Raw genomic sequence first — 22,966 nt, forward strand, 5'->3', positions numbered from 1 at the left:
AGGCGCAGCAGGCTGACCCGCGCGTCCTCCGGCCCGGTGACCGACTCGTCCTGGTTCGGCTCGACGTTCGGCGGCGGTGGGGTCGCGGTGTGGTCGTGCTCGAAGTCGGGCTCGCGATCGGCCTGATCCTGCTCGCGATCGACAAGTCCTTGCTGTACGTGGGCATCGGGATCACCGCCGCGGCGCTGGTGATCGCGCTCCTTCGCTGGCGTGGCAAGTGGTTCACCGAGTGGTTCGGGCTGACCCTGCGCTACCTGTTCCGCTCGCACGACCACACCGCGACCCCACCGCCGCCGAACGTCGAGCCGAACCAGGACGAGTCGGTCACCGGGCCGGAGGACGCGCGGGTCAGCCTGCTGCGCCTGGTGGTGCCGGATCTGGTGGTGGCGCACGGCACCGATCACGAGCGCCAGCAGGTGGGCCTGGCCTGGCATGACGGCACCTGGACGGCCGTGCTGCTGGTCGAGCCGGCCCCGGCGCTGATCACCCAGGCGGGTGGCGCGCCGAGCCTGCCGCTGTCCGCGCTCGCGCCGTGCCTCGAAGACCGCGGCGTGGTGCTCGACTCCATTCAGGCGATCTGGCACACCTACCCCGGCAGCGCGGCGCTGCCGTCGGAATCGCCCGCACTCACCTCGTACATGGAGGTGCTGGGCCCGCTGCCCGCGGCCGCCCGGCGCACGACCTGGGTGGCGATCCGGCTCGACCCGCGGCGCTGCCCCGCGGCGGTGCGGGAACGTGGTGGCGGCGTCGTCGGCGCACACCGGGCGTTGATCGGCGCGCTCTCCCGGGTGCGCAATGCGCTGGAATCACGCGGGGTGCCGACCCGCCCGCTGGATCCTGACGAGCTGTTGCGCGCCGGGATTTCCGCGGCCGAGTTGACCGCGGTCGCCGGCAGCGAGGGCCGGATCGCGTTGCGCGAGCACTGGACGAGCGCGACGGCGGCGGGGATCGGCCACGCCAGCTACGCGATCACCGGCTGGCCGAAGGGCAAGATCACGAACAGCCTCAACGCGCTCACCAGCGTACGGGCGTTGTCGGCGACCGTGGCGCTGTCGATCTCGCCGTCCGACGACGAGGGGCAGATCGGGCTGCGCGGTGTGGTCCGGATGAGCGCACGCAATCCGCGCGAGCTCGACGCCGCCGACAGCCGTCTGTCCACTTTGGCCGGACGGGTCGGCGTGTCGCTGATTCCGTTGCGGGGCCTGCAAATCGAGGGTCTGGCCGCGACTCTCCCGATGGGAGGCACGGCATGAGCCTCAGGCTGCGTGATCCGGGACGGAACAACGGTGTCGCGCCGGAGTTCACTGTGGACCCGAAACTGCTCGACGCGATCAGCCCGTCCGGCGATCGCGGCGGCATCGTCGTGGGCTCCGGGCTGAACGGCGAACCGTTGACGATCTCGGCACTGCGGGCGACGCCAACGCGGATCGTGCTCGTCGGTGGTCTATACCTTGCCCGGCAGGTGTCGCTGCGTGCCATGGCGGTCGGCGCCTGGGTGGTCATCGCGACCGGTCGGCCGGCAGCGTGGCAGGTACTGCCACAGGCCGCGGGCAGCGGATCGAACGGAGGACCGTCGCCCCTGGTGCAGATCCGCCGGCTGGCACCGGTCGAACTGCCCCGGCCATCGGAGGACGCGCCGCTGCTCGTGGTGACCGATGGCGGGCCGACCCCGCAGGACCTGTTCCCGCCGCGCTCGCCGTGGCAGACGACGGTGTACGTGCTGCCGTACCTGCACCCGCAGGCAGCCACCATCGCGAACGCCGCGGACATCGTCCTGATGCAGCGGCTGCCGGTCGGCCAGTCCGAGCTGGCGGCGCGGATCTGGCGGCTGCCACCGCAGATGATGCGCCAGCTGACCACCCTCAAGGACGATCAGGTCGTGGCGCTGGGCGCCAACCTGTGGCGCCCGCTCCGCCTGGTCACCACCCAACAGGAACAACACCTACTCGGCCCCGTCCGCCGCGGCGACTAACCCCCACCCGCGCGAGTTGAGCGTTGGGCCCTCGCGAGTTGCGCGTTCCCGTCGCGCGAGTTGCGCGTTCCCGTCGCGCGAGTTGAGCGTTCCCGTCGCGCGAGTTGAGCGTTCCCGTCGCGCGAGTTGAGCGGTCCGGTCGCGCGAGTTGAGCGTTCCGGTCGCGCGGTTTATCCACATCGGTGTTGGTTGTCCACAGATTCGCGGATGTCACGTGCATGCCGTGCGTCCGGCCACCAAAGTCGGAGGCATGGTCGCGTTACCCGAAGGGCTGCACGGCGCCTACACCCGCACCGAAATACGTCGCGTGCTCAGCCCGCACGCGCTTCGCGTCGCCCTCGCGAATCGTCGGCTCACCGTGTTCTCGAAGGACATCGTGATCGACTCGAAACGGCTCGCGGAGTTTCATACCCGAGCTGCGGCCGCCCTGCTCTTCGCGGGGCCGCACGCGGTTCTCAGCGGCGAGAGTGCGCTGGCGCTACACGGGTGCTCGGCGGCCCGCACCGCACCTATCCACGTGACCCTGCCGTACTTCCGCCGAGGCCGTGATCACACCGGAGTGCTGATCCATCACGGATCCGTGGACGCACAGGACATCACCGAGCTCCACGGGCTGCGAGTACACGCGCTCGACATGGCGCTCGCCCAGGTGCTGTGCCGGGCCGATCGCCGCACGGCAATCGCCTGTGCGGACCAAGCTCTGGCGCTGCTGCCGGCCATCGAGCGGGCCGAGTGCCGCGCTTGGACCGAGGAACGGATCCGCAACCGGCGAGATCCTCGAGGACGGCAACAAGGCTTGGCGTTGCTGGACCTCGCGACGGGACTCGCCGAGTCGCCGATGGAGAGCTCGATACTGCTGGCGATCGTCGATGCCGGCCTGCCGGCTCCCATACCGCAGTATGTGATCACCGATCTGGACGGTCGCGACGTCTACCGGCTCGACTTCGCATGGCATGAGCTGCGGATCGGTGGAGAGTACGACGGCTACGAGGCACACAAGAACCGGAAAACGCGCGACGCCGCCCGAGACGAAGATCTGCGTCGACGCGGCTGGCTGATCATTCGTGCCGACGTCGATGATCTGAAAGATCCGAGCCGGCTCATCGCGGACATCAGGGCGGCATTTCGGCACCGCGGGCTTCCGGCGTGACACACGCAACGCGCAACTCGGCCACACGCAACGCGCAACTCGGCCACACGGAACGCGCGACTCGGCCACGCGGAACGTGCGACTCGCGGTTAGGGGGGGTTGCGGATGGCGCGGGTTTGGTCGGCGCGGGACGCGAGTTCTTCGTCCGGGGGGTAGTCGACGGCCACGAGAGTCAAGGCGTGCGGCGGTGCGACAGCGCTGTCCCGGATCCGGCTGCGCAACACCGAAACGGGCCAATCGGGTGGACGGCGGCCGTCGCCGACCATGAGCACGGCCCCGACGAGGCTGCGGACCATCGAATGGCAGAAGGCGTCGGCGGAAACCTGCGCCTCGACGAGATGCGTGTCCAACCGGCGCCAGGTGAACCGCTGCAGCTCGCGGATCGTCGTGCTGCCCTCACGTTGCTTGCAGAACGCCGCGAAATCCCGCAGCCCCAGCAACATCCCGGACGCCTCGTTCAGCGCGTCCACCGACAGCGTCCGGCCCCATGCGAGAGTGTCCCGTCGTAGCAACGGATCCACGCCCCACGGCGCGTCCGAAACGCGGTACCGGTAGTGGCGCCGCACAGCGGAAAATCGTGCATCGAAACCCGAGGGCGCCACGCGTGCCGACAACACCCGCACATCCCCCGGCAGGTACCGGTTCCACCGGTGACACATGCGCGCCAGATCGGGAATCCCGTGCTCGTCCACCGCGAGCCGCCCGGTGGCCGTCCGCAACGGCACCACGTCGACATGCACGACCTGGCCGGACGCGTGCACCCCGGCATCGGTCCGGCCCGCCACCACGACAGACCGCGGCACCGACTCCCCCGGCGGCTGCTTGGCCAGCGCCTCTTCGAGCAGTCCCTGCACCGTGCGGCGCCCGGGCTGCCGGGCCCAGCCGGAGAAATCTGTGCCGTCGTAGCTGAGGTCAAGGCGCAGACGAACGAGCCCGCCCTCCCTCACGGGAGAAGCGGGCTCGTTGCCTGGACCGGAATCCGCCGTCAGGATTCGTCCTTTTTGGACTCAGTGGCAGGGGTTTCCTCAGCGGCACCCTCAGCGGGCTCCGCGGTGGCTTCGGTGGTCGCCGAGACCGGAGCCTCCGCGTCCTGATCCGGGGTCTCCTCGGCGGGAGCCTCGGGAGCCTCGGTAACCTCAGCCTTCGCCTCGTCCTTGGCGAACCGGGTGTTGCGCGCCTTCTCGGCCTCCGCGGTCACGGTCTTCTCGGACACCAGCTCGATGACCGCCATGGGGGCGTTGTCGCCCTTGCGCGGGATCGTCTTGGTGATCCGGACGTACCCGCCCGGACGGTCCTCGAAGAACGGGCCGATCTCCGCGATCAGCTTGTGCACCACGTCCTTGTCGCGGATGACCCGCTGGATCTGGCGCCGGTTGTGCAGGTCGCCCCGCTTCGCCTTGGTGATCAGCTTCTCGGCGAGCGGACGGACCCGGCGGGCCTTGGCCTCGGTGGTGGTGATCTTGCCGTGCTCGAACAGCGATGTGGCCAGGTTCGCCAGAATCAACCGCTCGTGCGCAGGCGATCCACCGAGACGGGGGCCCTTCGTGGGGGTGGGCATTGCTTCTCCTCGTTCAGCTTCACAGCTGACGGCAGCTCAGGAGCCGCCTACAGCTGCTCCGTCTCTGCGTAGTCCTGGCCGTCGTCGTGGCCAGCATCGGAAATCCCGTCGACGCTGTCGGACCAGCCTTCGCCGTCGTAACTGGCGGCGGCGGCCGTCGGGTCGAACCCGGGCGGGCTGTCCTTGAGCGACAGGCCCAGACCCACCAGCTTCAGCTTGACCTCGTCGATCGACTTGGCGCCGAAGTTGCGGATGTCGAGCAGGTCCGCCTCGCTGCGCGAGACGAGCTCGCCCACCGTGTGGATACCTTCGCGCTTGAGGCAGTTGTACGACCGGACCGTCAGGTCCAGGTCCTCGATCGGCATCGCGTAGGCGGCGATGGTGTCCGCCTCCTGCGGCGACGGGCCGATCTCGATGCCCTCGGCGTCGACGTTCAGCTCGCGGGCGAGACCGAACAGCTCCACCAACGTCTTACCGGCCGACGCCACCGCGTCCCGGGGCGTGATCGACGGCTTGGTCTCCACGTCCAGGATCAGCTTGTCGAAGTCGGTGCGCTGCTCGACACGGGTCGCCTCGACCTTGTACGTCACCTTGAGCACCGGCGAGTAGATCGAGTCCACCGGGATCCGGCCGATCTCGGCACCGGCCTGCTTGTTCTGCAGGGCAGGCACGTACCCGCGGCCGCGCTCGACCACGAGCTCGATCTCGAGCTTGCCCTTGCCGTTCAGCGAGGCGATGTGCAGATCCGGGTTGTGCACCGTGACACCCGCCGGCGGCACGATGTCCGCCGCGGTGACCTCACCGGGGCCCTGCTTGCGCAGGTACATGGTGACCGGCTCGTCTTCCTCGGAGGAGACGACCAGTTCCTTGAGGTTCAGGATGATGTCGGTGACGTCTTCCTTCACCCCGGGGACGGTGGTGAACTCGTGCAGCACCCCGTCGATGCGGATGCTCGTGACCGCCGCGCCCGGGATGGACGACAGCAGCGTGCGCCGCAACGAGTTGCCGAGGGTGTAGCCGAAGCCCGGCTCCAGCGGCTCGATGGTGAACCGGGACCTGGTCTCGTTGATCGGCTCCTCGCCGAGGGCCGGTCGCTGTGAAATCAGCACTTTCTTGTTTCCTTTCCTGCCGGCGCCCGCCATATGACGCCGAAAGGGGTGGCGAAGCGACGGCGCGCATGGGACGCGCCGCCGCCATTGATCACTTCGAGTAGAACTCGACGATCAGCTGTTCCTGCACCGGAACCTCGATCTGGGCGCGCTCGGGGAGCTGGTGCACCAGGACACGGAGGTTGGACGGCACGACCTGCAGCCAGGCCGGGATCGGCCGGTCGCCGAAGGCTTCCTTGGCGGCGACGAAGGGCAGCGACTGCAGCGACTTGGGCCGCACGTCGATGATGTCCCACTTCTCGACCTGGTAGCTGGGGATATTCACCTTGACGCCGTTGACCAGGAAGTGGCCGTGGCTGACCAGCTGCCGGGCCTGCCGGCGGGTGCGTGCGATACCTGCCCGGTAGATCACGTTGTCCAACCGGGACTCGAGGATCTGCAGCAGGTTCTCACCGGTCTTGCCGGTGCGGCGCGCGGCTTCTTTGTAGTAGCGGCTGAACTGCCGCTCCAGGATGCCGTAGGTGTGCCGGGCCTTCTGCTTCTCCTGCAACTGCAGCAGGTATTCGCTCTCCTTGACCCGGCCGCGGCCGTGCTGGCCGGGCGGGTAGGGGCGACGCTCGAAAGCCTGGTCGCCGCCGATGAGATCGACCTTGAGACGCCGCGAGATACGAGTCGCGGGGCCGGTGTAGCGAGCCATGTGTTCTTACTCCTCCCCGTTCCTCAGACCCGGCGCCGCTTGGGCGGGCGGCAACCGTTGTGCGGCTGCGGGGTCACGTCCTGGATGGTGCCGACCTCGAGACCGGCGGCCTGCAGCGAGCGGATCGCCGTCTCCCGGCCGGAACCGGGACCCTTGACGAACACGTCGACCTTCTTCATGCCGTGCTCGGCTGCCTTGCGGGCGGCGTTCTCGGCCGCCATCTGCGCGGCGAACGGGGTGGACTTACGCGAGCCCTTGAACCCGACGTGGCCGGAGGAGGCCCACGCGATCACCGCACCGGTCGGGTCGGTGATCGACACGATGGTGTTGTTGAACGTGCTCTTGATGTGCGCGTGGCCGTGGGCCACGTTCTTCTTTTCCTTCCGCCGGACCTTCTTGGCCCCGGCGGTACGAGCCTTGGGTGGCATGTGGGGGTGCTTCTCCTCGTTAGCGCGAGTTGTCGGTTCGCTCGGCAGCAGCGGCGATGCGCGCTTCCTGCTGGCCGCGCCGGATCACGGAACCGGCGTCGGTGTACAGGTCACGCAGCGCCATCGGGCGGGCGTAGAGAGCCTTCGGCGATACGCACGACGTGCGGGAAAGGCGCTGACCGCCGAGCCGCACGACCTTCTTGCCCTGGACGCTCACTTCTTGCCAGCCTTCTTCTTGCCGGCGACCGTCTTCTTCGGCCCCTTGCGGGTACGGGCGTTGGTCTTGGTGCGCTGACCGCGGACGGGAAGCCCGCGCCGCCACCGCAGCCCCTGGTAGGTGCCGATCTCGATCTTGCGCCGGATGTCGGCGTTCACCTCGCGGCGGAGGTCACCCTCGACCTTGAAGTTCTCTTCGATGTAGTCACGCAGCTTGACGAGGTCGTCGTCGGACAGGTCCCGCACCCGGGTGTCCGGGTTCAGGGCCGAAGCCGCGATGAGCTCCTTCGAGCGGGTACGGCCGATGCCGTAGATGTAGGTCAGCGCGATCTCCAACCGCTTCTCGCGGGGGAGGTCTACGCCGGCGAGTCGTGCCATGTCGGCTGTTACTCCTTCGTGGTGTCTTCTCGCTCCAGGTGTGCTCCCCGTCCGGTCCCGGGACCGACTCGCTGTCGTGCCAACCGCTTTCGCGGGTGGTGTCCCGGCCCCGGCCTGGAGTCCGGGGGTGTGCCGTGCCGCTGGTGCGGCCCGGCAGGTACGGGGAGGTTGTCTTCGCTGTCAATCCGCTCCGCGGAGTGCGCGATCAGCCCTGACGCTGCTTGTGACGCAGGTTCTCGCAGATCACCATGATCCGGCCGTGACGGCGGATCACCTTGCACTTGTCGCAGATCTTCTTGACGCTCGGCTGAACCTTCACGTCTCCTGCTTCCTTATGCGTTGCTCACCGTCATCACTTGTAGCGGTAGACGATGCGACCACGGGACAAGTCGTAGGGCGAAAGCTCCACGACGACCCGGTCCTCCGGCAGGATGCGGATGTAGTGCTGCCGCATCTTGCCACTGATGTGGGCCAGGACCTTGTGGCCGTTCTCCAACTCGACTCGAAACATCGCGTTGGGGAGTGGCTCGACCACGCGACCCTCGACCTCGATGGCCCCGTCTTTCTTAGCCATGTCCTCCGCGTTTCGTGATAATGGCTGAGCACCGTTTTTGCCTGCCTGAATGGTGCCGGCACACACGACACCCCGACCCCAAAGCCGCAAATATTTTCACGAGCGCGCTGGACCCGGCGTGCTGAGTACGCCAGCTAGACAGTTTACGCACCCCGTGTCGCACCGTGCGAGGCGGGGTGACGTGTGTTAAACGAGCGTTTGCTCAGTCTTGTTCCGCGGCGGTGAGAACCCAGGGACCGTCGGCCGTGACGGCGACGGTGTGTTCCCAGTGGGCGGCGCGGGAACCATCCGCGGTGACCACGGTCCAGCCGTCGTCCAGCTCGATCGTCTCGTTCGTGCCGGCGGTGAGCATCGGCTCGATCGCCAGTGTCACGCCGACTTCGAGGCGCGGGCCCTTCCCCGGCTTGCCGACGTTCGGCAGGAACGGGTCCATGTGCATTTCGCGACCGATGCCGTGGCCGCCGTACTCGACGATCTGGCCGTAGCCGAGCCCGCTGGCCGCCGAGGCGGCATCGGCCGAGCTCTGCACGGCGTAGGAGATGTCGGTGAGCTTCGCCCCGGGTACCGCGGCACTGATCCCGGCCCACATGGCGGCCTCGGTGGCCGCGGACAGCGCCACGTCGGCCGCGGACACCGAACCGATGGCGAGCGTGACCGCGGAGTCGCCGTGCCAGCCGTCGAGGATGGCGCCGCAGTCGACCGAGATCAGGTCACCGTCAGCCAGCACTGTTGTCTTCGCCGGGATGCCGTGCACGATCTGCTCATTCACCGAGGCGCAGATCGAAGCGGGGAAACCGTGGTAGCCCTTGAACGAGGGCACCGCACCGGCGTCCCTGATGGTCTGCTCGGCGAGCTCGTCGAGTTCGGCCGTGCTGACGCCGGGCTTCGCTGCCTCGGTCACCAGCGTCAGCGCGCGCCGCACGACCAGACCCGCGGCCCGCATCGCCTCGAGCTGGGCCGGGGTCTTGACCTCGATCGCGTTGCGCCTTCGCAGCAGTCTCAACACCTGGTGTTCACCGGCGGACGCGCAGCGCGTCCAGCACTCGCGAGGAGATCTCGTCGATGTCACCGACGCCGTCGACCTTGATCAGGATGTCCTGGTAGTAGTCCAGCAGCGGCGCGGTCTCCGACCAGTACACCTGCTGGCGACGGCGGATGACGTCCTCCGTGTCATCCGAGCGGCCACGCGAGAGCAGCCGGTTCACCACGACGTCCTCAGGCACCTCGAGCTGGATCACGGCGTCGAGCTCGAGGCCGCTTTCGGCCAGCAGCTTGCCGAGGACCTCGGCCTGCGCAGTGTTGCGGGGGAACCCGTCGAGCAGGAAACCTTCCGCCGCGTCGGGCTCGGCCAGCCGCTCGCGCACCATCTCGTTGGTCACCGCGTCGGGAACCAGTTCGCCCGAGTCCAGGTAGCGCTTGGTCTCCTCGCCCAGCGGCGTCCCCTCGGACACGTGCCTGCGGAACAGATCGCCGGTCGAGATGTGCGGGATCGACAGCCGCTGGGAAAGCGCGTCCGCCTGGGTGCCCTTCCCCGCTCCGGGCGGGCCGACAAGAACCAGACGCGTCATCGCAGAAACCCTTCGTAGTTGCGCTGCATCAGCTGGCTTTCGATCTGCTTCACGGTGTCGAGGCCGACACCGACCATGATCAGCACAGCCGTCCCGCCGAACGGGAAACTCTGGTTGTTGCCCTGCTGGGTCATCGAAAGGAAGAAGTTCGGCAGGATCGCGATGATGCCGAGGTAGATCGACCCTGGCAGGGTGATCCGGCCCAGCACGAAGCTCAGGTACTCAGCGGTCGGGCGGCCGGGGCGAATGCCCGGGATGAAGCCACCGAACTTCTTCATCTCCTCCGCACGCTCGTCCACGTTGAACGTGATCGTGATGTAGAAGTACGTGAAGAAGATGATCAACGCGAAGTACAGCACGATGTGGACCCAGTTGCCCTGGTTGACCACATAGTTCTGCAGGAACGCCTGCCAGCCCGATGCGCTGGTGGGGTTGCCGACGAGCCTGCTGATCAGGTCCGGCAGGTACAGCAGCGAGGACGCGAAGATGACCGGGATGACACCGGCCTGGTTGACCTTGATCGGCAGGTAGGTCGAGGTCCCGCCGTACATCCGGCGGCCGATCATGCGCTTGGCGTACTGCACCGGGATCCGGCGCTGCCCCTGCTCGACGAAGATGACGCTGGCGATGATGACCAGGCCGAACACACAGACGAGAGCGAAGACGATGCCGCCCTGGCTGTTGAGGATGTTGATGCCCTCGGCCGGGATGCGGGCCGCGATGTTCAGGAAGATCAGCACCGACATGCCGTTGCCGACACCGCGCTCGGTGATCAGCTCACCCAGCCACATCATCACCGCGGTGCCGGCGGTCATCGTCACGACGATCATCGCCAGTGCCCAGACGCTGTTGTCGGGGATGATCGACTGGGTGCAGTTCGGGAACAGCTGACCGCGGTCGGCGAGCGCGACCACACCGGTGGCCTGGAGGATCGCCAGTGCGATCGTCAGGTACCGGGTGTACTGGGTGAGCTTGTTCTGCCCGGCCTGGCCTTCCTTTTTCAGCTCCTCGAACCGCGGGATGACGACGGTCAGCAGCTGGACGATGATGCTCGCCGTGATGTACGGCATGATGCCCGTCGAGAAAATCGACAGCTGCAGGAGCGCGCCACCGCTGAACAGGTTCAGCAACGAGTAGATGCCCGATGAGTCGGCCTGCGCTCCGCAGGCCTGCACGTTGGGGTAGGAGATCCCGGGCGCCGGCGTGACCGCACCGATCCGGTAGACGGCCACGATCATCAACGTGAACAGGATCTTCTTGCGCAGGTCCGGCGTAGCGAGAGCCGAGCGGAAGGCGCTGAGCACGCGGGGGACCTCCTCGGCGTCACCGGCGGGGTATCGCCAGTGATCGGCTTGGCCGACCGCGGGGTGGTCGGCAGGACACAACTGCCTGGCGGGCAAGCCAGGAACGCTACAGGACAGACTTGTCCGGCAGCGTGCTGCCGACTCTAACAGCGACGGCGGGCCCGCCTCACCGCAGGTGGCCTTTACCCGCGGAAAAGCCCAGGATCGGCGCGCACCGGCAGTGCCGCGAGCACCACCGCGGCGATCGCCAGCGCCACCGCGGCGAGCTCGAGCCAGAAGCCCACGCCCAGTTCGGCGTGCACGCCGAAACCGGCGACACCTGCCGGCTGGAAACTGGCGAGCAGGTTCGCCGCCTCGACGGCGATGGTGGCCACGACCCCGGCGAGGAACGCCGCCGCGACCGCTCCGGACACCACGGCCAGTGCCCTCGCGCCACCCGGCATGTTCCGCACCGCCGCGACGAGCCCGAGCACCGCGGCGATGATCAGGAAGGCACCGGAGACCGCCAGCGGGTAACCGTTCTGCGCCGCGCCGGCCACCGTCGCGAGGCCGCCGCTGGTGGTGAGCTTCCAGCCGGTGATCGACACCGTCACGACCGCGCGGCCCGGCACATCCAGCTCCCCCGACACCAGGGGCAGGAACGAACCCGTGATGGCGAGCGCCGCGGCCGCAGTGGCCGCGAGCGCACCCAGCAGCCGCCTGCCGTACCACGATGGCTGCCTGGGCTCCTCTCCCGGCTCCCCCTCCGTCATAGGTCGATCGTGGCACCCCGGCCGAGTCCGGACAAAACGAAACGGCCCGCCGGGGATTCCCGGCGGGCCGTCCGATGTGAAACGTCAGGCCACGGTGACAGAGCCACCGGCGGCTTCGAGCTTCTCCTTGGCGGAGGCGGAGAAGGCGTCGGCGGTGACGTCCAGCTTGACGCTGACGTCGCCGTTGCCCAGCACCTTCACCAGCTTGCCCTTGCGGACGAGGCCGCGAGCGGCCAGCTCCTCCTTGGACACGGTGCCGCCCTCGGCGAACACCCGGGCGATGTCGCCCACGTTCACCGGCTGGTACTCCGTACGGAACCGGTTCTTGAAGCCACGCAGCTTCGGCAGCCGCATGTGGATGGGCATCTGCCCACCCTCGAACCCGGCAGGCACGTTCTTGCGTGCCTTGGTGCCCTTGGTACCGCGGCCGGCGGTCTTGCCCTTCGAGCCCTCACCACGGCCGACCCGGATCTTGTCGCGCTTGGCGCCGGGGGCGGGCCGCAGGTCGTGGATCTTGATGGCGGTCATGCCTTGACCTCCTCAACGGTTACGAGGTGCCGCACCGTGTGGATCAGGCCGCGAACCTCGGGAGTGTCCTCCCGGACGACGGACTGGCGGATCTTGCGCAGGCCGAGGGTCCGCAGCGATTCCCGGTGGTTGTGCTTCGTCCCGATCTTGCTCTTGACCTGGGTGACCTTGAGCTGAGCCATGTCAGACCCCCTGTCCCGCCCGCTGGCGCAGCATGCGCGCCGGGGCGACGTCCTCGAGCGGCAGGCCACGACGGGCCGCCACCTCCTCCGGACGCTGCAGGCCCTTCAACGCCGCCACGGTCGCGTGCACGATGTTGATCGCGTTGTCGCTGCCGAGCGACTTCGAGAGCACGTCGTGCACACCCGCGCACTCCAGCACCGCACGCACCGGGCCACCGGCGATGACACCGGTACCGGCGCTGGCCGGGCGGAGCAGCACGACACCGGCGGCGTCCTCACCCTGGATGGGGTGCGGAATGGTGCCGCCGATCCGAGGCACGCGGAAGAAGTTCTTCTTCGCCTCCTCGACACCCTTGGCGATCGCCGCGGGCACCTCCTTGGCCTTGCCGTAGCCGACACCGACCTGGCCGTCGCCGTCACCGACGACCACCAGCGCGGTGAAGCTGAACCGGCGACCACCCTTGACGACCTTGGCGACACGGTTGATCGCGACTACGCGCTCGAGGTGCGGGGTCTTGTCCTGGCCGGCCCCGCCACGGCCACTGTCGCGACGGTCCCTGCGGTCCCGGCGGTCGCCGCGGTCGTTACCGCCCTGGCCGCCCGGACCGCCCTGCCCGCCGCCGAATTGCCGTGTACGTCCCGGCATCAGGCGTTCCTTCCGTTCTCGATGTGCATCTCTAGAACTCCAACCCGCCCTCGCGGGCGGCGTCGGCCAGCGCCGCGATGCGACCGTGGTAGCCGTTGCCACCGTGGTCGAACACGACATTCGTGATGCCCGCGTTCTTCGCACGGGCCGCGACCAGTTCGCCGACCTTGGCGGCCTTGGCCTTCTTGTCGCCCTCGACGGCACGCACGTCCGCCTCCATCGTCGACGCCGCTGCCAGCGTGTGGCCGGCGAGGTCGTCGATCAGCTGGACATAGATGTGGCGCGAGGACCGCTTGACCGACAGCCGGGGCCGCTGGTCGGTGCCATTGATCTTCTTGCGGAGCCGGAAGTGACGGCGCGCCTTCGCGACGCGGCGCCGGGTCGAGGCGTCCTTGCCGACCGGCTTCCGCTTGGTGGTTGCAGTGTCGCTCATGATCACTTACCCGTCTTTCCGACCTTGCGACGGATGCGCTCGCCCTCGTAACGCAGCCCCTTGCCCTTGTACGGGTCGGGGCGGCGCAGCTTGCGGATCACCGCGGCCGTCTGGCCGACCTTCTGCTTGTCGATACCGGAGACCGAGAACCGGGTCGGGCTCTCCACCTTGAAGGTGATGCCCTCCGGCGCCTCGATGAGCACCGGGTGGCTGTAGCCGAGGGCGAACTCGAGGTTGCTGCCCTTGGCCTGGACGCGGTAACCGACGCCGTGGATCTCGAGCTTCTTCTCGTAGCCCTCGGTCACACCCACGACCAGGTTGTTCACCAGGGTCCGGGTGAGGCCGTGCAGGGCCTTGCTATCCCGCTCGTCGTTCGGCCGCTTGACCTGCAGGGTGCCGTCCTCGTCCCGCTCGACGGTGATCGGCACGGCGATGGTGTGCGACAAGGTGCCCTTGGGGCCCTTGACCGAGATGCTCTGGCCGTCGATGTTCACCTCGACCCCGGAAGGGACGGGAATCGGCAGCTTTCCGATGCGTGACATGCCTGGACTCCCTTCCTCACCAGACGTAGGCGAGGACTTCCCCGCCCACTCCGTTGCGCTTGGCCTGCCGGTCGGTCTGCAGACCGCCCGACGTCGAGATGATCGCGATGCCGAGGCCGCCGAGCACGCTGGGCAGCTCGGTCGACTTGGCGTAGACCCGCAGACCGGGCTTGGACACCCGGCGCAGGCCCGCGATGCTGCGCTCGCGGTTACGGCCGTACTTCAGTTCGACCACGAGGTTCTTGTGCTTCTCACCCGGCTCCGAGCGGAAGCCCGCGATGTAACCCTCACGCTTGAGGATGTCCGCGATGTTCTGCTTGAGCTTCGAGTGGGGCAGCACGACCTCGTCGTGATACGCCGAGTTGGCGTTGCGCAGACGAGTCAAGAAGTCTGCGATCGGGTCGGTCATCGTCATGGTGACCTGTCAACCTTTCTCGCCTGGTTCCCCCGCCCGGGGGCCTGTGGCGAAGTGGGAGCCTTGAGAAGTTCTTGGATTACCAGCTGGACTTGGACACGCCCGGCAGCTCGCCCGCGTGCGCCATCTCGCGCAGGCACACCCGGCACAGCCCGAACTTGCGGAACACCGAGTGCGGCCTGCCGCAGCGGTTGCAGCGGGTGTACGCACGCACCTTGAACTTGGGCTTGCGGGCCGCCTTGGCGATGAGAGCCTTCTTGGCCATCAGTTCTCCTTGAACGGGAAGCCGAGCTTGCGAAGCAGCGCGCGGCCCTCGTCATCGGTGGTAGCGGTGGTGACAACGGTGACGTCCATACCGCGGGGGCGGTCGATGGCGTCCGGGTCGATCTCGTGGAACATCGACTGCTCGTTGAGACCGAACGTGTAGTTGCCGTTGCCGTCGAACTGCTTGGGCGAAAGCCCGCGGAAGTCACGGATACGCGGCAGCGCGATGCTCAGCAGCCGGTCCAGGAACTCCCACATCCGGTCCCCGCGCAGCGTGACGCGGGCACCGATGGGCTGGCCCTCACGCAGCTTGAACTGCGCGATGGACTTGCGAGCCTTGCGCACCTCGGGCTTCTGGCCGGTGATGGCCGTCAGGTCCTTGATGGCGCCCTCGATCAGCTTGCTGTCCCGCGCGGCGTCGCCGACACCCATGTTGACGACGATCTTCACCACGCCCGGGATGAGGTGCACGTTGGAGTAGGAGAACTCCTTCTGCAGCTCGGGCTTGATCTGCTCGCGGTACCGGGTCTTCAACCGCGGCACGATTTTCTCCGCTGTCGTCATCAGATGTCCTTACCGGTCCGGCGCGAGATGCGAACCTTCTTGCCGTCCTCGCCGATGCGGTAGCCGACGCGGGTCGGCTTGCCGTCGGAGTCGACGACCATCACGTTCGACACGTGGATCGGCGCCTCCTGTGTCACGATGCCGCCGGACTGCGCGCCGCGCTGCGTCTGCGTGATCCGAGTGTGCTTCTTGATCCGGTTCACGCCCTCGACCAGGACCCGCTGGCGGTCCGGGTAGGCCTGGATGACCTTGCCCTTGGCGCCCTTGTCCTTGCCCGAGATGACGACGACCGTGTCACCCTTTTTGACCTTCATGGTCAGAGCACCTCCGGAGCCAGCGAGATGATCTTCATGAACTTCCGGTCGCGCAGTTCACGGCCGACCGGCCCGAAAATGCGGGTTCCACGCGGCTCGTTGTCGTTCTTGATGAGCACCGCGGCGTTCTCGTCGAACCGGATGTAGGAGCCGTCCGGGCGACGCCGCTCCTTCACCGTGCGGACGACGACGGCCTTGACCACGTCACCCTTCTTCACCCCGGCAGCCGGGATGGCGTCCTTAACGGTGGCGACGATGATGTCGCCGATACCCGCGTAGCGCCGCCCCGAACCGCCGAGCACGCGGATGCACAGAATCTCCTTGGCACCCGTGTTGTCGGCGACTCGCAGTCGCGACTCCTGCTGGATCACGTCAACTCCTGTATGTCTCGCCGGTTCTCATGCTTTTGAATGTCTCAGTGCGCGAGCCTGGCGGAACGGATGGGGCGGAGCCCCGCTTACTTGGCCTTCTCCACGATCCGCACCAGCCGCCACCGCTTGGTGGCCGACAGCGGGCGGGTCTCCATGAGAATCACGCGGTCGCCTTCGCCGGCGCTGTTCTCCTCGTCGTGCGCCTTCACCTTGCTGGTGGTGCGGACGACCTTCGGATACTTCGGGTGCTTCTTGCGGTCCTCGAGCTCGACCACGATCGTCTTGTCCATCTTGTCCGAGACGACGTAGCCCTCACGGACCTTGCGGTAGTTACGACCCGACTGAGAACGCACCGGCTTCTGCGCTTGCTCGTCTGCAAGCTGTTCGGCGTCGCTCATGCCGCACCTTCCTCGTTCTCACCATCGGGAGCGACCGACAGGCCCAGCTCCCGCTCACGCATGATCGTGTAGATCCGCGCGATGTCGGTGCGCACGGTGCGCAGCCGACGGTTGTTGTCCAACTGCCCGGTGGCCATCTGGAAACGGAGGTTGAACAGCTCCTCCTTGGCTTCCTTCAAGCGCAGCACGAGCTCCTCTTGGGTGAGCTCACGCAGCTCCGACGGAGCGACTCCGGCCTTCGCCATCAGAACTCACCGCCTTCACGGGTCACGATGCGGCACTTCATGGGCAGCTTGTGGATCGCGCGGCGCAGCGCCTCACGGGCGGTCGCCTCGTTCGGGAAGCTCATCTCGAACATGACGCGGCCCGGCTTGACGTTGGCGATCCACCATTCCGGCGAACCCTTACCGGAACCCATGCGGGTTTCCGCCGGCTTCTTGGTCAGCGGGCGGTCCGGGAAGATGTTGATCCAGATCTTGCCGCCACGCTTGATGTGCCGGGTCATGGCGATACGAGCGGACTCGATCTGCCGGTTGGTCACGTAAGCGTGTTCAAGCGCCTGAATGCCGTACTCGCCGAAGGTCACCTTCGTGCCGCCACTGGCGGCGCCGGTGCGCTTCGGGTGGTGCTGCTTGCGGTGCTTGACCTTGCGTGGGACGAGCACGCCTCAGCCCTCCGTCTTCTCTGCCGCGGCCGGCTGCCCCTGCGCGGGGGCTTCGCTGGTCGCGACGTCGCTGTCGTTCTTCGCGGCGGCAGCGGCGGCGCGCCCGGCCTCGGTGGAGGTCGGCGTGGTGCCCGAGGCACCGGACCGGCGCGGGCGCGACGGACGGTCGCGGCGCGGGGCGCGCTCGGCGGCCGCCGCGTTGTCCCGCTCCGCCTTGGCCTTGAGGCCACCGACGATGTCACCCTTGTAGATCCACACCTTGACGCCGATGCGGCCGAACGTCGTGCGGGCCTCGAAGAAGCCGTAGTCGATGTCGGCACGCAGCGTGTGCAGCGGGACCCGGCCGTCGCGGTAGTGCTCCGACCGCGACATCTCGGCACCGCCGAGGCGGCCACCGCACTGCACGCGGATGCCCTTGACCTGCGGCGAGCGCATGGAGGTCTGGATCGCCTTGCGCATCGCGCGACGGAACGCCACGCGGTTGGACAGCTGCTCCGCGACACCCTGCGCGACGAGCTGGGCGTCGGCCTCGGGGTTCTTCACCTCGAGGATGTTCAGCTGCACCTGCTTTTTGGTCAGCTTCTCCAGCGCGCCACGGATCCGGTCGGCCTCCGCACCGCGGCGGCCGATGACGATGCCCGGCCGGGCGGTGTGGATATCCACACGAACCCTGTCACGGGTCCGTTCGATCTCGACCTTGGAAATCCCGGCGCGCTCCATACCGGTGGAGAGCAGCTTGCGGATCTTGACGTCCTCGGCCACGTACTCCGCGTACTGCTTGTCGGCGTACCAGCGGGACTTCCAGTCCGTGGTGATCCCGAGCCGGAAGCCGTGCGGGTTGATCTTCTGGCCCACTACTACCGGCCACCCTTCCTCTTACCGCTCTTCTTGGCCTTCGAAGAGTCCGGCCGGGACTCCACTTCAACCGTGATGTGGCTGGTGCGCTTGCGGATCCGGTACGCGCGCCCCTGGGCACGCGGACGGATGCGCTTGAGCGTCGGGCCCTCGTCGGCGTAGGCGTTCTTCACCCACAGCGTTTCCGGGTCCAGGTCCAGGTTGTTCTCCGCGTTCGCGACGGCGCTGGCGAGCACCTTCGCGACCGGCTGGCTCGCCGCGAACGGCGCGAACCGCAGGATGGCCAGCGCCTCCTGGGCGTTCTTACCCTTGATCAGCTCGATCACCCGGCGCACCTTCATCGGCGAGTCCCGGACGAAGCGAGCCCGCGCGTAGGCCGTGGGAAGCTCCTCGGCCGTAGCGTTTGACTGGGCACTCATTCGTTAGTTCCTCTTCTCGGTGCGCGCGTCAGCGGCGGCGCGACTTGCGGTCGTCCTTGATGTGGCCCTTGAAGGTCCGCGTCGGGGCGAACTCGCCCAGCTTGTGACCCACCATCGCCTCGGTGACGAACACCGGGACGTGCTTGCGGCCGTCGTGCACGGCGATCGTGTGCCCCAGCATGTCGGGGATGATCGTGGACCGGCGGGACCACGTCTTGATCACCGTCTTCTTGCCGGACTCGTTGAGTGCGTCCACCTTCTTGAGCAGGTGGTCGTCCACGAACGGGCCCTTTTTCAGGCTGCGCGGCATGTTCTTCTACCTCCCTGCTCAGCGCTTCTTGCCGGTACGCCGGCGGCGGACGATCAGTTTGTCGGACGGCTTGCGGCGGCGCGTGCGGCCCTCGGGCTTACCGTTCGGGTTCACCGGGTGGCGACCACCGGACGTCTTGCCTTCACCACCACCGTGCGGGTGGTCGACCGGGTTCATCACGACACCACGGACGGTCGGGCGCTTGCCACGCCAGCGGTTACGGCCCGCCTTGCCCCAGTTGATGTTCTGGTGCTCGGAGTTGCCGACCTCGCCGACGGTGGCGCGGTTGCGCACGTCCACGTTGCGGATCTCGCCCGAGGGCATCCGCAGCTGGGCGTACGGCCCGTCCTTGGCGACCAGCTGCACCTTGGCGCCGGCGGAGCGGGCGATCTTCGCGCCGCCACCGGGGCGGAGCTCGATCGCGTGCACCACGGTGCCGACCGGGATGTTGCGCAGCGGCAGGTTGTTGCCCGGCTTGATGTCGGCGCGCGGGCCGGCTTCGACCTTGTCGCCCTGCTTGAGGTTGTTCGGGGCGATGATGTAGCGCTTCTCGCCGTCGGCGTAGTGCAGCAGCGCGATGCGAGCGGACCGGTTCGGGTCGTACTCGATGTGCGCGACCTTGGCCGGGATGCCGTCCTTGTCGTGGCGGCGGAAGTCGATGAGCCGGTAGGCCCGCTTGTGGCCGCCACCCTTGTGCCGCGTGGTGATCTTGCCGGACGCGTTGCGGCCACCGGTCTTGCTCAGCGGGCGCAGCAGCGACTTCTCCGGCGTCGACCGGGTGATCTCGGCGAAGTCCGACACGCTCGAGCCACGACGGCCCGGGGTCGTCGGCTTGTACTTGCGAATACCCATTGTCAGCTTCCGTCCCTTACGCGGCGGGTCCGCCGAAGATCTCGATCGGCTTGCTCTCGGCGGACAGCGTCACGATGGCGCGCTTGGTGTCCTTGCGCTTGCCAAAGCCGTAGCGGGTCCGCTTGCGCTTGCCCGGCCGGTTCAGCGTGTTCACGCTGGTGACTTTGACCCCGAAGACCTGCTCGACGGCGATCTTGATCTGGGTCTTGTTGGCATCCGGGCGCACGATGAACGTGTACTTGTGGTCCTCGAGCAGCCCGTAGGACTTCTCGGAGATCACCGGCGCGAGCAGGATGTCACGCGGGTCGGGAATCGCCACGCTGCTCACTGGTCACTCCCTTCCAGCTCACCGGAGGTGGCCGACGCCTTGACGCCCTTGCCCTTGGCGGGGCCGGCGACGAACGCGTCGTAGGCCGCCTTGGTGAACACGACGTCGTCGTTGACCAGCACGTCGTAGGTGTTGAGCTGGTCGGGGTGGATCAGGTGCACGTAGCTGAGGTTCCGTGCCGACAGCCACGACAGCTGCTCGTCCCGGCTCAGCACCACCAGCACCCGCTTGGCCTGAGTGATCGCGGCGATCGCGGCCTTGGCCGCCTTCGTGGACGGCTGCTCGCCGTTGACCAGCTCGGTCACGACGTGCAGCTGACCGTTGCGCACCCGGTCGGAGAGGGCGCCACGCAGGGCGGCGGCCTTCATCTTCTTCGGGGTGCGCTGGCTGTAGTCGCGCGGTGTGGGGCCGTGCACGACACCACCGCCGGTGAACTGCGGCGCGCGGGTCGAACCCTGACGGGCGCGGCCGGTGCCCTTCTGCCGGTACGGCTTCTTGCCGCCACCGGAGACCTCACCGCGGGTCTTGGTGTCGTGCGTGCCCTGGCGGGCGGCGGCCAGCTGGCCCACCACGACCTGGTGCATCAGCGGGATGTTGGCCTGCACGTCGAAGATCTCCGCGGGGAGCTCGACGGTGCCTTCCGCGGCACCGGCCGGGGTCTTGATTTCCACGCTGGTCATGCGGTCGCACCACCCTTCGCGGCGGTCCGGACGAACACGAGGCTGCCGTTGGGGCCGGGGACGGCGCCCTTGATCAGCAGCAGGCCGTCGTCGGCGCGCACGTCGTGCACGGTCAGGCCCTGCGTGGTGACCTTGACGTGCCCCATCCGGCCGGCCATCCGCAGACCCTTGAACACACGGCCCGGGGTGGCGCAGCCACCGATCGAGCCGGGGGCGCGGTGCTTGGCCTGGTTACCGTGGCTCGCGCCCTGGCCCTTGAAACCGTGGCGCTTCATGACACCGGCGTAGCCCTTGCCCTTGCTGGTGCCGGTGACGTCGACGCGCGAACCGGCGGGGAACACCTCAGCGGTGATCTCCTGGCCGACCTCGTAGCTGCCCGCGTCGGCGGTGCGCAGCTCCGCGACGTGACGGCGCGGGGTGACCCCGGCCTTGTCGAAGTGCCCGGTGCGCGGCTTGTTGACCTTGCGCGGGTCGATGGCGCCGAACGCCAGCTGCACGGCCTCGTAGCCGTCGTTGTCCTTGGTGCGCACCTGGGTGACGACATTCGGCCCGGCCTGCACGACGGTCACCGGGATGATCCGGTTGCCCTCGCCGAAGACCTGGGTCATGCCGAGCTTGGTGCCCAGGATGCCCTTCACTTCCCTGTCAGACATGAGTCTCTTATCTCCGCCGCTCGCCCAACGCTTACTGGATGTTGACGTCGACGCTCGCCGGAAGGTCGATGCGCATCAGCGCGTCGACCGTCTTCGGCGTCGGGTCGAGGATGTCGATCAGACGCTTGTGCGTGCGCATCTCGAAGTGCTCGCGCGAGTCCTTGTACTTGTGCGGCGAGCGGATGACGCAGTAAACGTTCTTCTCGGTGGGCAGCGGCACAGGTCCGACGACCGAGGCGCCGGTGCGCGTCACCGTCTCCACGATCTTGCGCGCGCTGGCGTCGATCGCCTCGTGGTCGTAGGCCTTGAGCCTGATGCGGATCTTCTGTCCCGCCATGGTTGCAGCTCGTCCTTACCGTCTTGTGCCGCTATTTCCGCACGTCAGCTGGCTTTCACCCGGTCCACGCGGTCGGGCGTGTCGGCGTGGGGCCGCAGACTGATCCCTTGGCGGAATCGTTGACGTGCCGGTTGGTCTGGTTTCGCGCCGGGAAGGCCCGGCCCAGGCCACTCGCGCCAGGGCGGCCGAATCCTCATCGAGAATCGGCCGCCCTGCGACGAGCAACCCAATTAGTGTCGCACACGCTCTTTCACAACCCAGCCTCGGGGGTGTATAGGCCCCGAGGCTGGGTGGAAATCACTTGATGATCTTCGTGACCTGGCCCGCGCCGACAGTCCGGCCACCCTCACGGATGGCGAACCGCAGACCCTCGTCCATGGCGACCGGCTGGATCAGCGAGACACTGATGTTGGTGTTGTCGCCCGGCATGACCATCTCGGTGCCCTCGGGAAGGGTCACCACGCCGGTCACGTCCGTGGTACGGAAGTAGAACTGCGGGCGGTAGTTGTTGAAGAACGGCGTGTGCCGGCCACCCTCGTCCTTGGACAGGATGTAGACCGAACCCTCGAACTCCGTGTGCGGAGTGGTGGTGCCGGGCTTTACGACGACCTGGCCGCGCTCGACGTCTTCACGCTTGATACCACGCAGCAGCAGACCGACGTTGTCACCGGCCTGGCCCGAGTCGAGCAGCTTGCGGAACATCTCGACACCGGTGACAGTCGTCTTCTGCGACTTCTCCTTGATGCCGACGATCTCGACCTCTTCGTTGACGTTGACCTGGCCGCGCTCCACACGACCGGTCACAACGGTGCCGCGGCCGGTGATCGTGAAGACGTCCTCGATCGGCATCAGGAAGGGGCGGTCGAGGTCACGCACCGGGTCCGGCACGTTGTCGTCCACGGCCTGCATGAGCTCGAGCACCGACTCAGCCCACTTCTCGTCACCCTCGAGCGCCTTGAGGCCCGAGACCTTGACCACCGGGGCGTCGTCGCCGGGGAACTCCTGCGAGGACAGCAGCTCGCGGACCTCGAGCTCGACGAGCTCCAGGATCTCCTCGTCGTCGACCATGTCGGCCTTGTTCAGCGCCACGACGATGTAGGGCACACCGACCTGACGGGCGAGCAGCACGTGCTCGCGGGTCTGCGGCATCGGGCCGTCGGTCGCGGCGACCACCAGGATCGCGCCGTCCATCTGGGCGGCACCGGTGATCATGTTCTTGATGTAGTCCGCGTGACCGGGGGCGTCCACGTGGGCGTAGTGACGCTTCTCGGTCTGGTACTCGACGTGCGAGATGTTGATCGTGATACCGCGCTGCTTCTCCTCCGGCGCGTTGTCGATCTGGTCGAACGCGCGGGACTCGTTGAGCTCCGGGTACTTGTCGTGCAGAACCTTGGTGATCGCCGCGGTCAGAGTGGTCTTCCCGTGGTCGACGTGACCGATGGTTCCGATGTTGACGTGCGGCTTGCTCCGCTCGAACTTCGCCTTCGCCACTGGAATGTCCTCCT

General features: G+C 67.5%; 38 protein-coding genes. 3 read left to right on the forward strand and 35 right to left on the reverse strand.

The annotated features are described in order from the left end of the window. Positions 1 to 89 precede the first annotated feature (89 nt). The 3 genes from eccE (at position 90) to GKO32_RS27565 (ending at position 3,122) form a co-directional block, all read left to right on the forward strand. Entirely contained in the window at positions 90 to 1,253 is a 1,164-nt protein-coding gene (eccE, locus tag GKO32_RS27555) for a type VII secretion protein EccE (protein WP_312868646.1), read from the forward strand. Continuing rightward, entirely contained in the window at positions 1,250 to 1,972 is a 723-nt protein-coding gene (locus GKO32_RS27560; RefSeq protein WP_154759833.1) for a hypothetical protein, read from the forward strand. Before eccE ends, GKO32_RS27560 begins: the two co-directional genes overlap by 4 nt. 250 nt (positions 1,973 to 2,222) lie before the next feature. Beyond that, on the forward strand, positions 2,223 to 3,122 hold the full coding sequence (locus GKO32_RS27565) for a DUF559 domain-containing protein (protein WP_154759834.1): 900 nt from the start codon (positions 2,223 to 2,225) through the stop codon (positions 3,120 to 3,122). 89 nt (positions 3,123 to 3,211) lie between these two features. Here GKO32_RS27565 and truA read toward each other — a convergent pair whose 3' ends face one another. The 35 genes from truA to tuf form a co-directional block, all read right to left on the reverse strand. After that, complete coding sequence (gene truA / locus GKO32_RS27570; protein WP_312868628.1) at positions 3,212 to 4,069, reverse strand: tRNA pseudouridine(38-40) synthase TruA; 858 nt, start codon at positions 4,067 to 4,069, stop codon at positions 3,212 to 3,214. 38 nt (positions 4,070 to 4,107) lie between these two features. After that, positions 4,108 to 4,680 (reverse strand): 50S ribosomal protein L17, encoded by a 573-nt coding sequence (gene rplQ, locus GKO32_RS27575; protein WP_154759836.1) that lies wholly within the window; start codon positions 4,678 to 4,680, stop codon positions 4,108 to 4,110. Between the two features lie 47 nt (positions 4,681 to 4,727). After that, positions 4,728 to 5,789 (reverse strand): DNA-directed RNA polymerase subunit alpha, encoded by a 1,062-nt coding sequence (locus GKO32_RS27580; protein ID WP_312868630.1) that lies wholly within the window; start codon positions 5,787 to 5,789, stop codon positions 4,728 to 4,730. Positions 5,790 to 5,880: 91 nt separating this feature from the next. Next, positions 5,881 to 6,486: a 30S ribosomal protein S4 gene (rpsD, locus tag GKO32_RS27585; protein ID WP_154759838.1), complete on the reverse strand. Its 606-nt coding sequence runs from the start codon at positions 6,484 to 6,486 to the stop codon at positions 5,881 to 5,883. A gap of 23 nt (positions 6,487 to 6,509) precedes the next feature. After that, positions 6,510 to 6,914: a 30S ribosomal protein S11 gene (gene rpsK / locus GKO32_RS27590; RefSeq protein ID WP_154759839.1), complete on the reverse strand. Its 405-nt coding sequence runs from the start codon at positions 6,912 to 6,914 to the stop codon at positions 6,510 to 6,512. A 19-nt stretch (positions 6,915 to 6,933) separates the two neighbouring features. After that, entirely contained in the window at positions 6,934 to 7,131 is a 198-nt protein-coding gene (locus tag GKO32_RS27595) for a hypothetical protein (protein WP_154759840.1), read from the reverse strand. Next, positions 7,128 to 7,508, reverse strand: coding sequence for a 30S ribosomal protein S13 (gene rpsM / locus GKO32_RS27600; RefSeq protein ID WP_139095481.1), 381 nt, complete (start codon positions 7,506 to 7,508; stop codon positions 7,128 to 7,130). Before rpsM ends, GKO32_RS27595 begins: the two co-directional genes overlap by 4 nt. Positions 7,509 to 7,713: 205 nt before the next feature. After that, positions 7,714 to 7,827, reverse strand: coding sequence for a 50S ribosomal protein L36 (gene rpmJ, locus GKO32_RS27605; RefSeq protein ID WP_004558882.1), 114 nt, complete (start codon positions 7,825 to 7,827; stop codon positions 7,714 to 7,716). 33 nt (positions 7,828 to 7,860) lie between these two features. Continuing rightward, entirely contained in the window at positions 7,861 to 8,082 is a 222-nt protein-coding gene (gene infA, locus GKO32_RS27610; protein ID WP_004558881.1) for a translation initiation factor IF-1, read from the reverse strand. A gap of 202 nt (positions 8,083 to 8,284) precedes the next feature. After that, on the reverse strand, positions 8,285 to 9,079 hold the full coding sequence (map, locus tag GKO32_RS27615) for a type I methionyl aminopeptidase (protein WP_154759878.1): 795 nt from the start codon (positions 9,077 to 9,079) through the stop codon (positions 8,285 to 8,287). 16 nt (positions 9,080 to 9,095) lie between these two features. Beyond that, positions 9,096 to 9,650: an adenylate kinase gene (locus tag GKO32_RS27620; protein ID WP_154759841.1), complete on the reverse strand. Its 555-nt coding sequence runs from the start codon at positions 9,648 to 9,650 to the stop codon at positions 9,096 to 9,098. Continuing rightward, positions 9,647 to 10,954 (reverse strand): preprotein translocase subunit SecY, encoded by a 1,308-nt coding sequence (gene secY, locus GKO32_RS27625; RefSeq protein WP_312868647.1) that lies wholly within the window; start codon positions 10,952 to 10,954, stop codon positions 9,647 to 9,649. Before secY ends, GKO32_RS27620 begins: the two co-directional genes overlap by 4 nt. A gap of 182 nt (positions 10,955 to 11,136) precedes the next feature. Beyond that, positions 11,137 to 11,706 carry a hypothetical protein gene (locus GKO32_RS27630; protein ID WP_154759842.1) on the reverse strand — a complete coding sequence of 190 codons (570 nt, stop codon included), beginning with the start codon at positions 11,704 to 11,706 and terminating at the stop codon, positions 11,137 to 11,139. Between the two features lie 84 nt (positions 11,707 to 11,790). Further along, complete coding sequence (gene rplO, locus GKO32_RS27635; protein WP_154759843.1) at positions 11,791 to 12,234, reverse strand: 50S ribosomal protein L15; 444 nt, start codon at positions 12,232 to 12,234, stop codon at positions 11,791 to 11,793. Next, positions 12,231 to 12,416: a 50S ribosomal protein L30 gene (gene rpmD, locus GKO32_RS27640; protein WP_020417566.1), complete on the reverse strand. Its 186-nt coding sequence runs from the start codon at positions 12,414 to 12,416 to the stop codon at positions 12,231 to 12,233. Before rpmD ends, rplO begins: the two co-directional genes overlap by 4 nt. A gap of 1 nt (position 12,417) precedes the next feature. Continuing rightward, positions 12,418 to 13,062, reverse strand: a complete 645-nt coding sequence (rpsE, locus tag GKO32_RS27645; protein WP_154759844.1) for a 30S ribosomal protein S5 — start codon at positions 13,060 to 13,062, stop codon at positions 12,418 to 12,420. A 31-nt stretch (positions 13,063 to 13,093) separates the two neighbouring features. Then, positions 13,094 to 13,495, reverse strand: a complete 402-nt coding sequence (rplR, locus tag GKO32_RS27650; protein ID WP_154759845.1) for a 50S ribosomal protein L18 — start codon at positions 13,493 to 13,495, stop codon at positions 13,094 to 13,096. 2 nt (positions 13,496 to 13,497) lie between these two features. Next, entirely contained in the window at positions 13,498 to 14,037 is a 540-nt protein-coding gene (gene rplF, locus GKO32_RS27655; RefSeq protein WP_154759846.1) for a 50S ribosomal protein L6, read from the reverse strand. Between the two features lie 16 nt (positions 14,038 to 14,053). Continuing rightward, a complete protein-coding gene (gene rpsH, locus GKO32_RS27660) occupies positions 14,054 to 14,452 on the reverse strand; it encodes a 30S ribosomal protein S8 (RefSeq protein WP_154759847.1) in 399 nt (132 codons plus the stop codon). A 79-nt stretch (positions 14,453 to 14,531) separates the two neighbouring features. Then, complete coding sequence (locus tag GKO32_RS27665) at positions 14,532 to 14,717, reverse strand: type Z 30S ribosomal protein S14 (RefSeq protein ID WP_091505019.1); 186 nt, start codon at positions 14,715 to 14,717, stop codon at positions 14,532 to 14,534. After that, positions 14,717 to 15,280, reverse strand: coding sequence for a 50S ribosomal protein L5 (gene rplE, locus GKO32_RS27670; RefSeq protein WP_154759848.1), 564 nt, complete (start codon positions 15,278 to 15,280; stop codon positions 14,717 to 14,719). The genes GKO32_RS27665 and rplE overlap by 1 nt, the downstream gene beginning before the upstream one ends. Continuing rightward, a complete protein-coding gene (gene rplX / locus GKO32_RS27675; RefSeq protein ID WP_091505021.1) occupies positions 15,280 to 15,594 on the reverse strand; it encodes a 50S ribosomal protein L24 in 315 nt (104 codons plus the stop codon). Before rplX ends, rplE begins: the two co-directional genes overlap by 1 nt. Positions 15,595 to 15,596: 2 nt before the next feature. Continuing rightward, the gene (rplN, locus tag GKO32_RS27680; protein ID WP_091505022.1) at positions 15,597 to 15,965 is read right to left on the reverse strand and encodes a 50S ribosomal protein L14; all 369 of its coding nucleotides are present in this window, start codon (positions 15,963 to 15,965) and stop codon (positions 15,597 to 15,599) included. Positions 15,966 to 16,051: 86 nt separating this feature from the next. Continuing rightward, positions 16,052 to 16,363, reverse strand: coding sequence for a 30S ribosomal protein S17 (gene rpsQ / locus GKO32_RS27685; RefSeq protein WP_154759849.1), 312 nt, complete (start codon positions 16,361 to 16,363; stop codon positions 16,052 to 16,054). Further along, positions 16,360 to 16,608, reverse strand: coding sequence for a 50S ribosomal protein L29 (gene rpmC, locus GKO32_RS27690; protein WP_154759850.1), 249 nt, complete (start codon positions 16,606 to 16,608; stop codon positions 16,360 to 16,362). The genes rpsQ and rpmC overlap by 4 nt, the downstream gene beginning before the upstream one ends. Then, a complete protein-coding gene (rplP, locus tag GKO32_RS27695; RefSeq protein WP_312868631.1) occupies positions 16,608 to 17,027 on the reverse strand; it encodes a 50S ribosomal protein L16 in 420 nt (139 codons plus the stop codon). Before rplP ends, rpmC begins: the two co-directional genes overlap by 1 nt. A gap of 3 nt (positions 17,028 to 17,030) precedes the next feature. After that, complete coding sequence (gene rpsC / locus GKO32_RS27700; protein ID WP_312868632.1) at positions 17,031 to 17,882, reverse strand: 30S ribosomal protein S3; 852 nt, start codon at positions 17,880 to 17,882, stop codon at positions 17,031 to 17,033. A gap of 2 nt (positions 17,883 to 17,884) precedes the next feature. Beyond that, positions 17,885 to 18,301, reverse strand: a complete 417-nt coding sequence (rplV, locus tag GKO32_RS27705; RefSeq protein ID WP_154759851.1) for a 50S ribosomal protein L22 — start codon at positions 18,299 to 18,301, stop codon at positions 17,885 to 17,887. Positions 18,302 to 18,329: 28 nt separating this feature from the next. After that, positions 18,330 to 18,611, reverse strand: coding sequence for a 30S ribosomal protein S19 (gene rpsS, locus GKO32_RS27710; RefSeq protein ID WP_027940998.1), 282 nt, complete (start codon positions 18,609 to 18,611; stop codon positions 18,330 to 18,332). Positions 18,612 to 18,629: 18 nt separating this feature from the next. After that, entirely contained in the window at positions 18,630 to 19,463 is an 834-nt protein-coding gene (gene rplB, locus GKO32_RS27715; protein WP_154759852.1) for a 50S ribosomal protein L2, read from the reverse strand. 16 nt (positions 19,464 to 19,479) lie between these two features. Continuing rightward, a complete protein-coding gene (gene rplW, locus GKO32_RS27720; protein ID WP_312868634.1) occupies positions 19,480 to 19,791 on the reverse strand; it encodes a 50S ribosomal protein L23 in 312 nt (103 codons plus the stop codon). Beyond that, a complete protein-coding gene (gene rplD, locus GKO32_RS27725) occupies positions 19,788 to 20,471 on the reverse strand; it encodes a 50S ribosomal protein L4 (RefSeq protein WP_154759853.1) in 684 nt (227 codons plus the stop codon). Before rplD ends, rplW begins: the two co-directional genes overlap by 4 nt. Continuing rightward, positions 20,468 to 21,124 carry a 50S ribosomal protein L3 gene (gene rplC, locus GKO32_RS27730; RefSeq protein WP_154759854.1) on the reverse strand — a complete coding sequence of 219 codons (657 nt, stop codon included), beginning with the start codon at positions 21,122 to 21,124 and terminating at the stop codon, positions 20,468 to 20,470. The genes rplD and rplC overlap by 4 nt, the downstream gene beginning before the upstream one ends. 31 nt (positions 21,125 to 21,155) lie before the next feature. Beyond that, positions 21,156 to 21,461: a 30S ribosomal protein S10 gene (gene rpsJ, locus GKO32_RS27735; RefSeq protein ID WP_003883485.1), complete on the reverse strand. Its 306-nt coding sequence runs from the start codon at positions 21,459 to 21,461 to the stop codon at positions 21,156 to 21,158. A gap of 297 nt (positions 21,462 to 21,758) precedes the next feature. Then, positions 21,759 to 22,952, reverse strand: coding sequence for an elongation factor Tu (gene tuf / locus GKO32_RS27740; RefSeq protein ID WP_312868635.1), 1,194 nt, complete (start codon positions 22,950 to 22,952; stop codon positions 21,759 to 21,761). Positions 22,953 to 22,966: the final 14 nt, after the last annotated feature.

It is taken from the genome of Amycolatopsis pithecellobii (assembly GCF_009707865.1).
GTDB classification, from domain to species: domain Bacteria; phylum Actinomycetota; class Actinomycetes; order Mycobacteriales; family Pseudonocardiaceae; genus Amycolatopsis_E; species Amycolatopsis_E pithecellobii.

Excerpts from the sequence above, each read along its gene's own strand:
- rplV (WP_154759851.1), bottom strand. The coding sequence starts at position 18,301 with ATGAGTGCCCAGTCAAACGCTACGGCCGAGGAGCTTCCCACGGCCTAC.
- GKO32_RS27620 (WP_154759841.1), bottom strand. The coding sequence starts at position 9,650 with ATGACGCGTCTGGTTCTTGTCGGCCCGCCCGGAGCGGGGAAGGGCACC.
- GKO32_RS27565 (WP_154759834.1), top strand. The coding sequence starts at position 2,223 with ATGGTCGCGTTACCCGAAGGGCTGCACGGCGCCTACACCCGCACCGAA.
- rpsE (WP_154759844.1), bottom strand. The coding sequence starts at position 13,062 with ATGCCGGGACGTACACGGCAATTCGGCGGCGGGCAGGGCGGTCCGGGC.
- rplB (WP_154759852.1), bottom strand. The coding sequence starts at position 19,463 with ATGGGTATTCGCAAGTACAAGCCGACGACCCCGGGCCGTCGTGGCTCG.
- rplX (WP_091505021.1), bottom strand. The coding sequence starts at position 15,594 with ATGAAGGTCAAAAAGGGTGACACGGTCGTCGTCATCTCGGGCAAGGAC.
- rpsK (WP_154759839.1), bottom strand. The coding sequence starts at position 6,914 with ATGCCACCCAAGGCTCGTACCGCCGGGGCCAAGAAGGTCCGGCGGAAG.
- rplD (WP_154759853.1), bottom strand. The coding sequence starts at position 20,471 with ATGACCAGCGTGGAAATCAAGACCCCGGCCGGTGCCGCGGAAGGCACC.
- rpsH (WP_154759847.1), bottom strand. The coding sequence starts at position 14,452 with ATGACGATGACCGACCCGATCGCAGACTTCTTGACTCGTCTGCGCAAC.
- rplO (WP_154759843.1), bottom strand. The coding sequence starts at position 12,234 with ATGACCGCCATCAAGATCCACGACCTGCGGCCCGCCCCCGGCGCCAAG.
- rplF (WP_154759846.1), bottom strand. The coding sequence starts at position 14,037 with ATGTCACGCATCGGAAAGCTGCCGATTCCCGTCCCTTCCGGGGTCGAG.
- rpmD (WP_020417566.1), bottom strand. The coding sequence starts at position 12,416 with ATGGCTCAGCTCAAGGTCACCCAGGTCAAGAGCAAGATCGGGACGAAG.
- rpsQ (WP_154759849.1), bottom strand. The coding sequence starts at position 16,363 with ATGAGCGACGCCGAACAGCTTGCAGACGAGCAAGCGCAGAAGCCGGTG.
- rplC (WP_154759854.1), bottom strand. The coding sequence starts at position 21,124 with ATGTCTGACAGGGAAGTGAAGGGCATCCTGGGCACCAAGCTCGGCATG.
- rpsJ (WP_003883485.1), bottom strand. The coding sequence starts at position 21,461 with ATGGCGGGACAGAAGATCCGCATCAGGCTCAAGGCCTACGACCACGAG.
- rplQ (WP_154759836.1), bottom strand. The coding sequence starts at position 4,680 with ATGCCCACCCCCACGAAGGGCCCCCGTCTCGGTGGATCGCCTGCGCAC.
- rpmC (WP_154759850.1), bottom strand. The coding sequence starts at position 16,608 with ATGGCGAAGGCCGGAGTCGCTCCGTCGGAGCTGCGTGAGCTCACCCAA.
- GKO32_RS27560 (WP_154759833.1), top strand. The coding sequence starts at position 1,250 with ATGAGCCTCAGGCTGCGTGATCCGGGACGGAACAACGGTGTCGCGCCG.
- rpsD (WP_154759838.1), bottom strand. The coding sequence starts at position 6,486 with ATGGCTCGCTACACCGGCCCCGCGACTCGTATCTCGCGGCGTCTCAAG.
- rplR (WP_154759845.1), bottom strand. The coding sequence starts at position 13,495 with ATGAGCGACACTGCAACCACCAAGCGGAAGCCGGTCGGCAAGGACGCC.
- rpsS (WP_027940998.1), bottom strand. The coding sequence starts at position 18,611 with ATGCCGCGCAGCCTGAAAAAGGGCCCGTTCGTGGACGACCACCTGCTC.
- rpsM (WP_139095481.1), bottom strand. The coding sequence starts at position 7,508 with ATGGCACGACTCGCCGGCGTAGACCTCCCCCGCGAGAAGCGGTTGGAG.
- infA (WP_004558881.1), bottom strand. The coding sequence starts at position 8,082 with ATGGCTAAGAAAGACGGGGCCATCGAGGTCGAGGGTCGCGTGGTCGAG.
- rplE (WP_154759848.1), bottom strand. The coding sequence starts at position 15,280 with ATGACGACAGCGGAGAAAATCGTGCCGCGGTTGAAGACCCGGTACCGC.
- GKO32_RS27630 (WP_154759842.1), bottom strand. The coding sequence starts at position 11,706 with ATGACGGAGGGGGAGCCGGGAGAGGAGCCCAGGCAGCCATCGTGGTAC.
- GKO32_RS27665 (WP_091505019.1), bottom strand. The coding sequence starts at position 14,717 with ATGGCCAAGAAGGCTCTCATCGCCAAGGCGGCCCGCAAGCCCAAGTTC.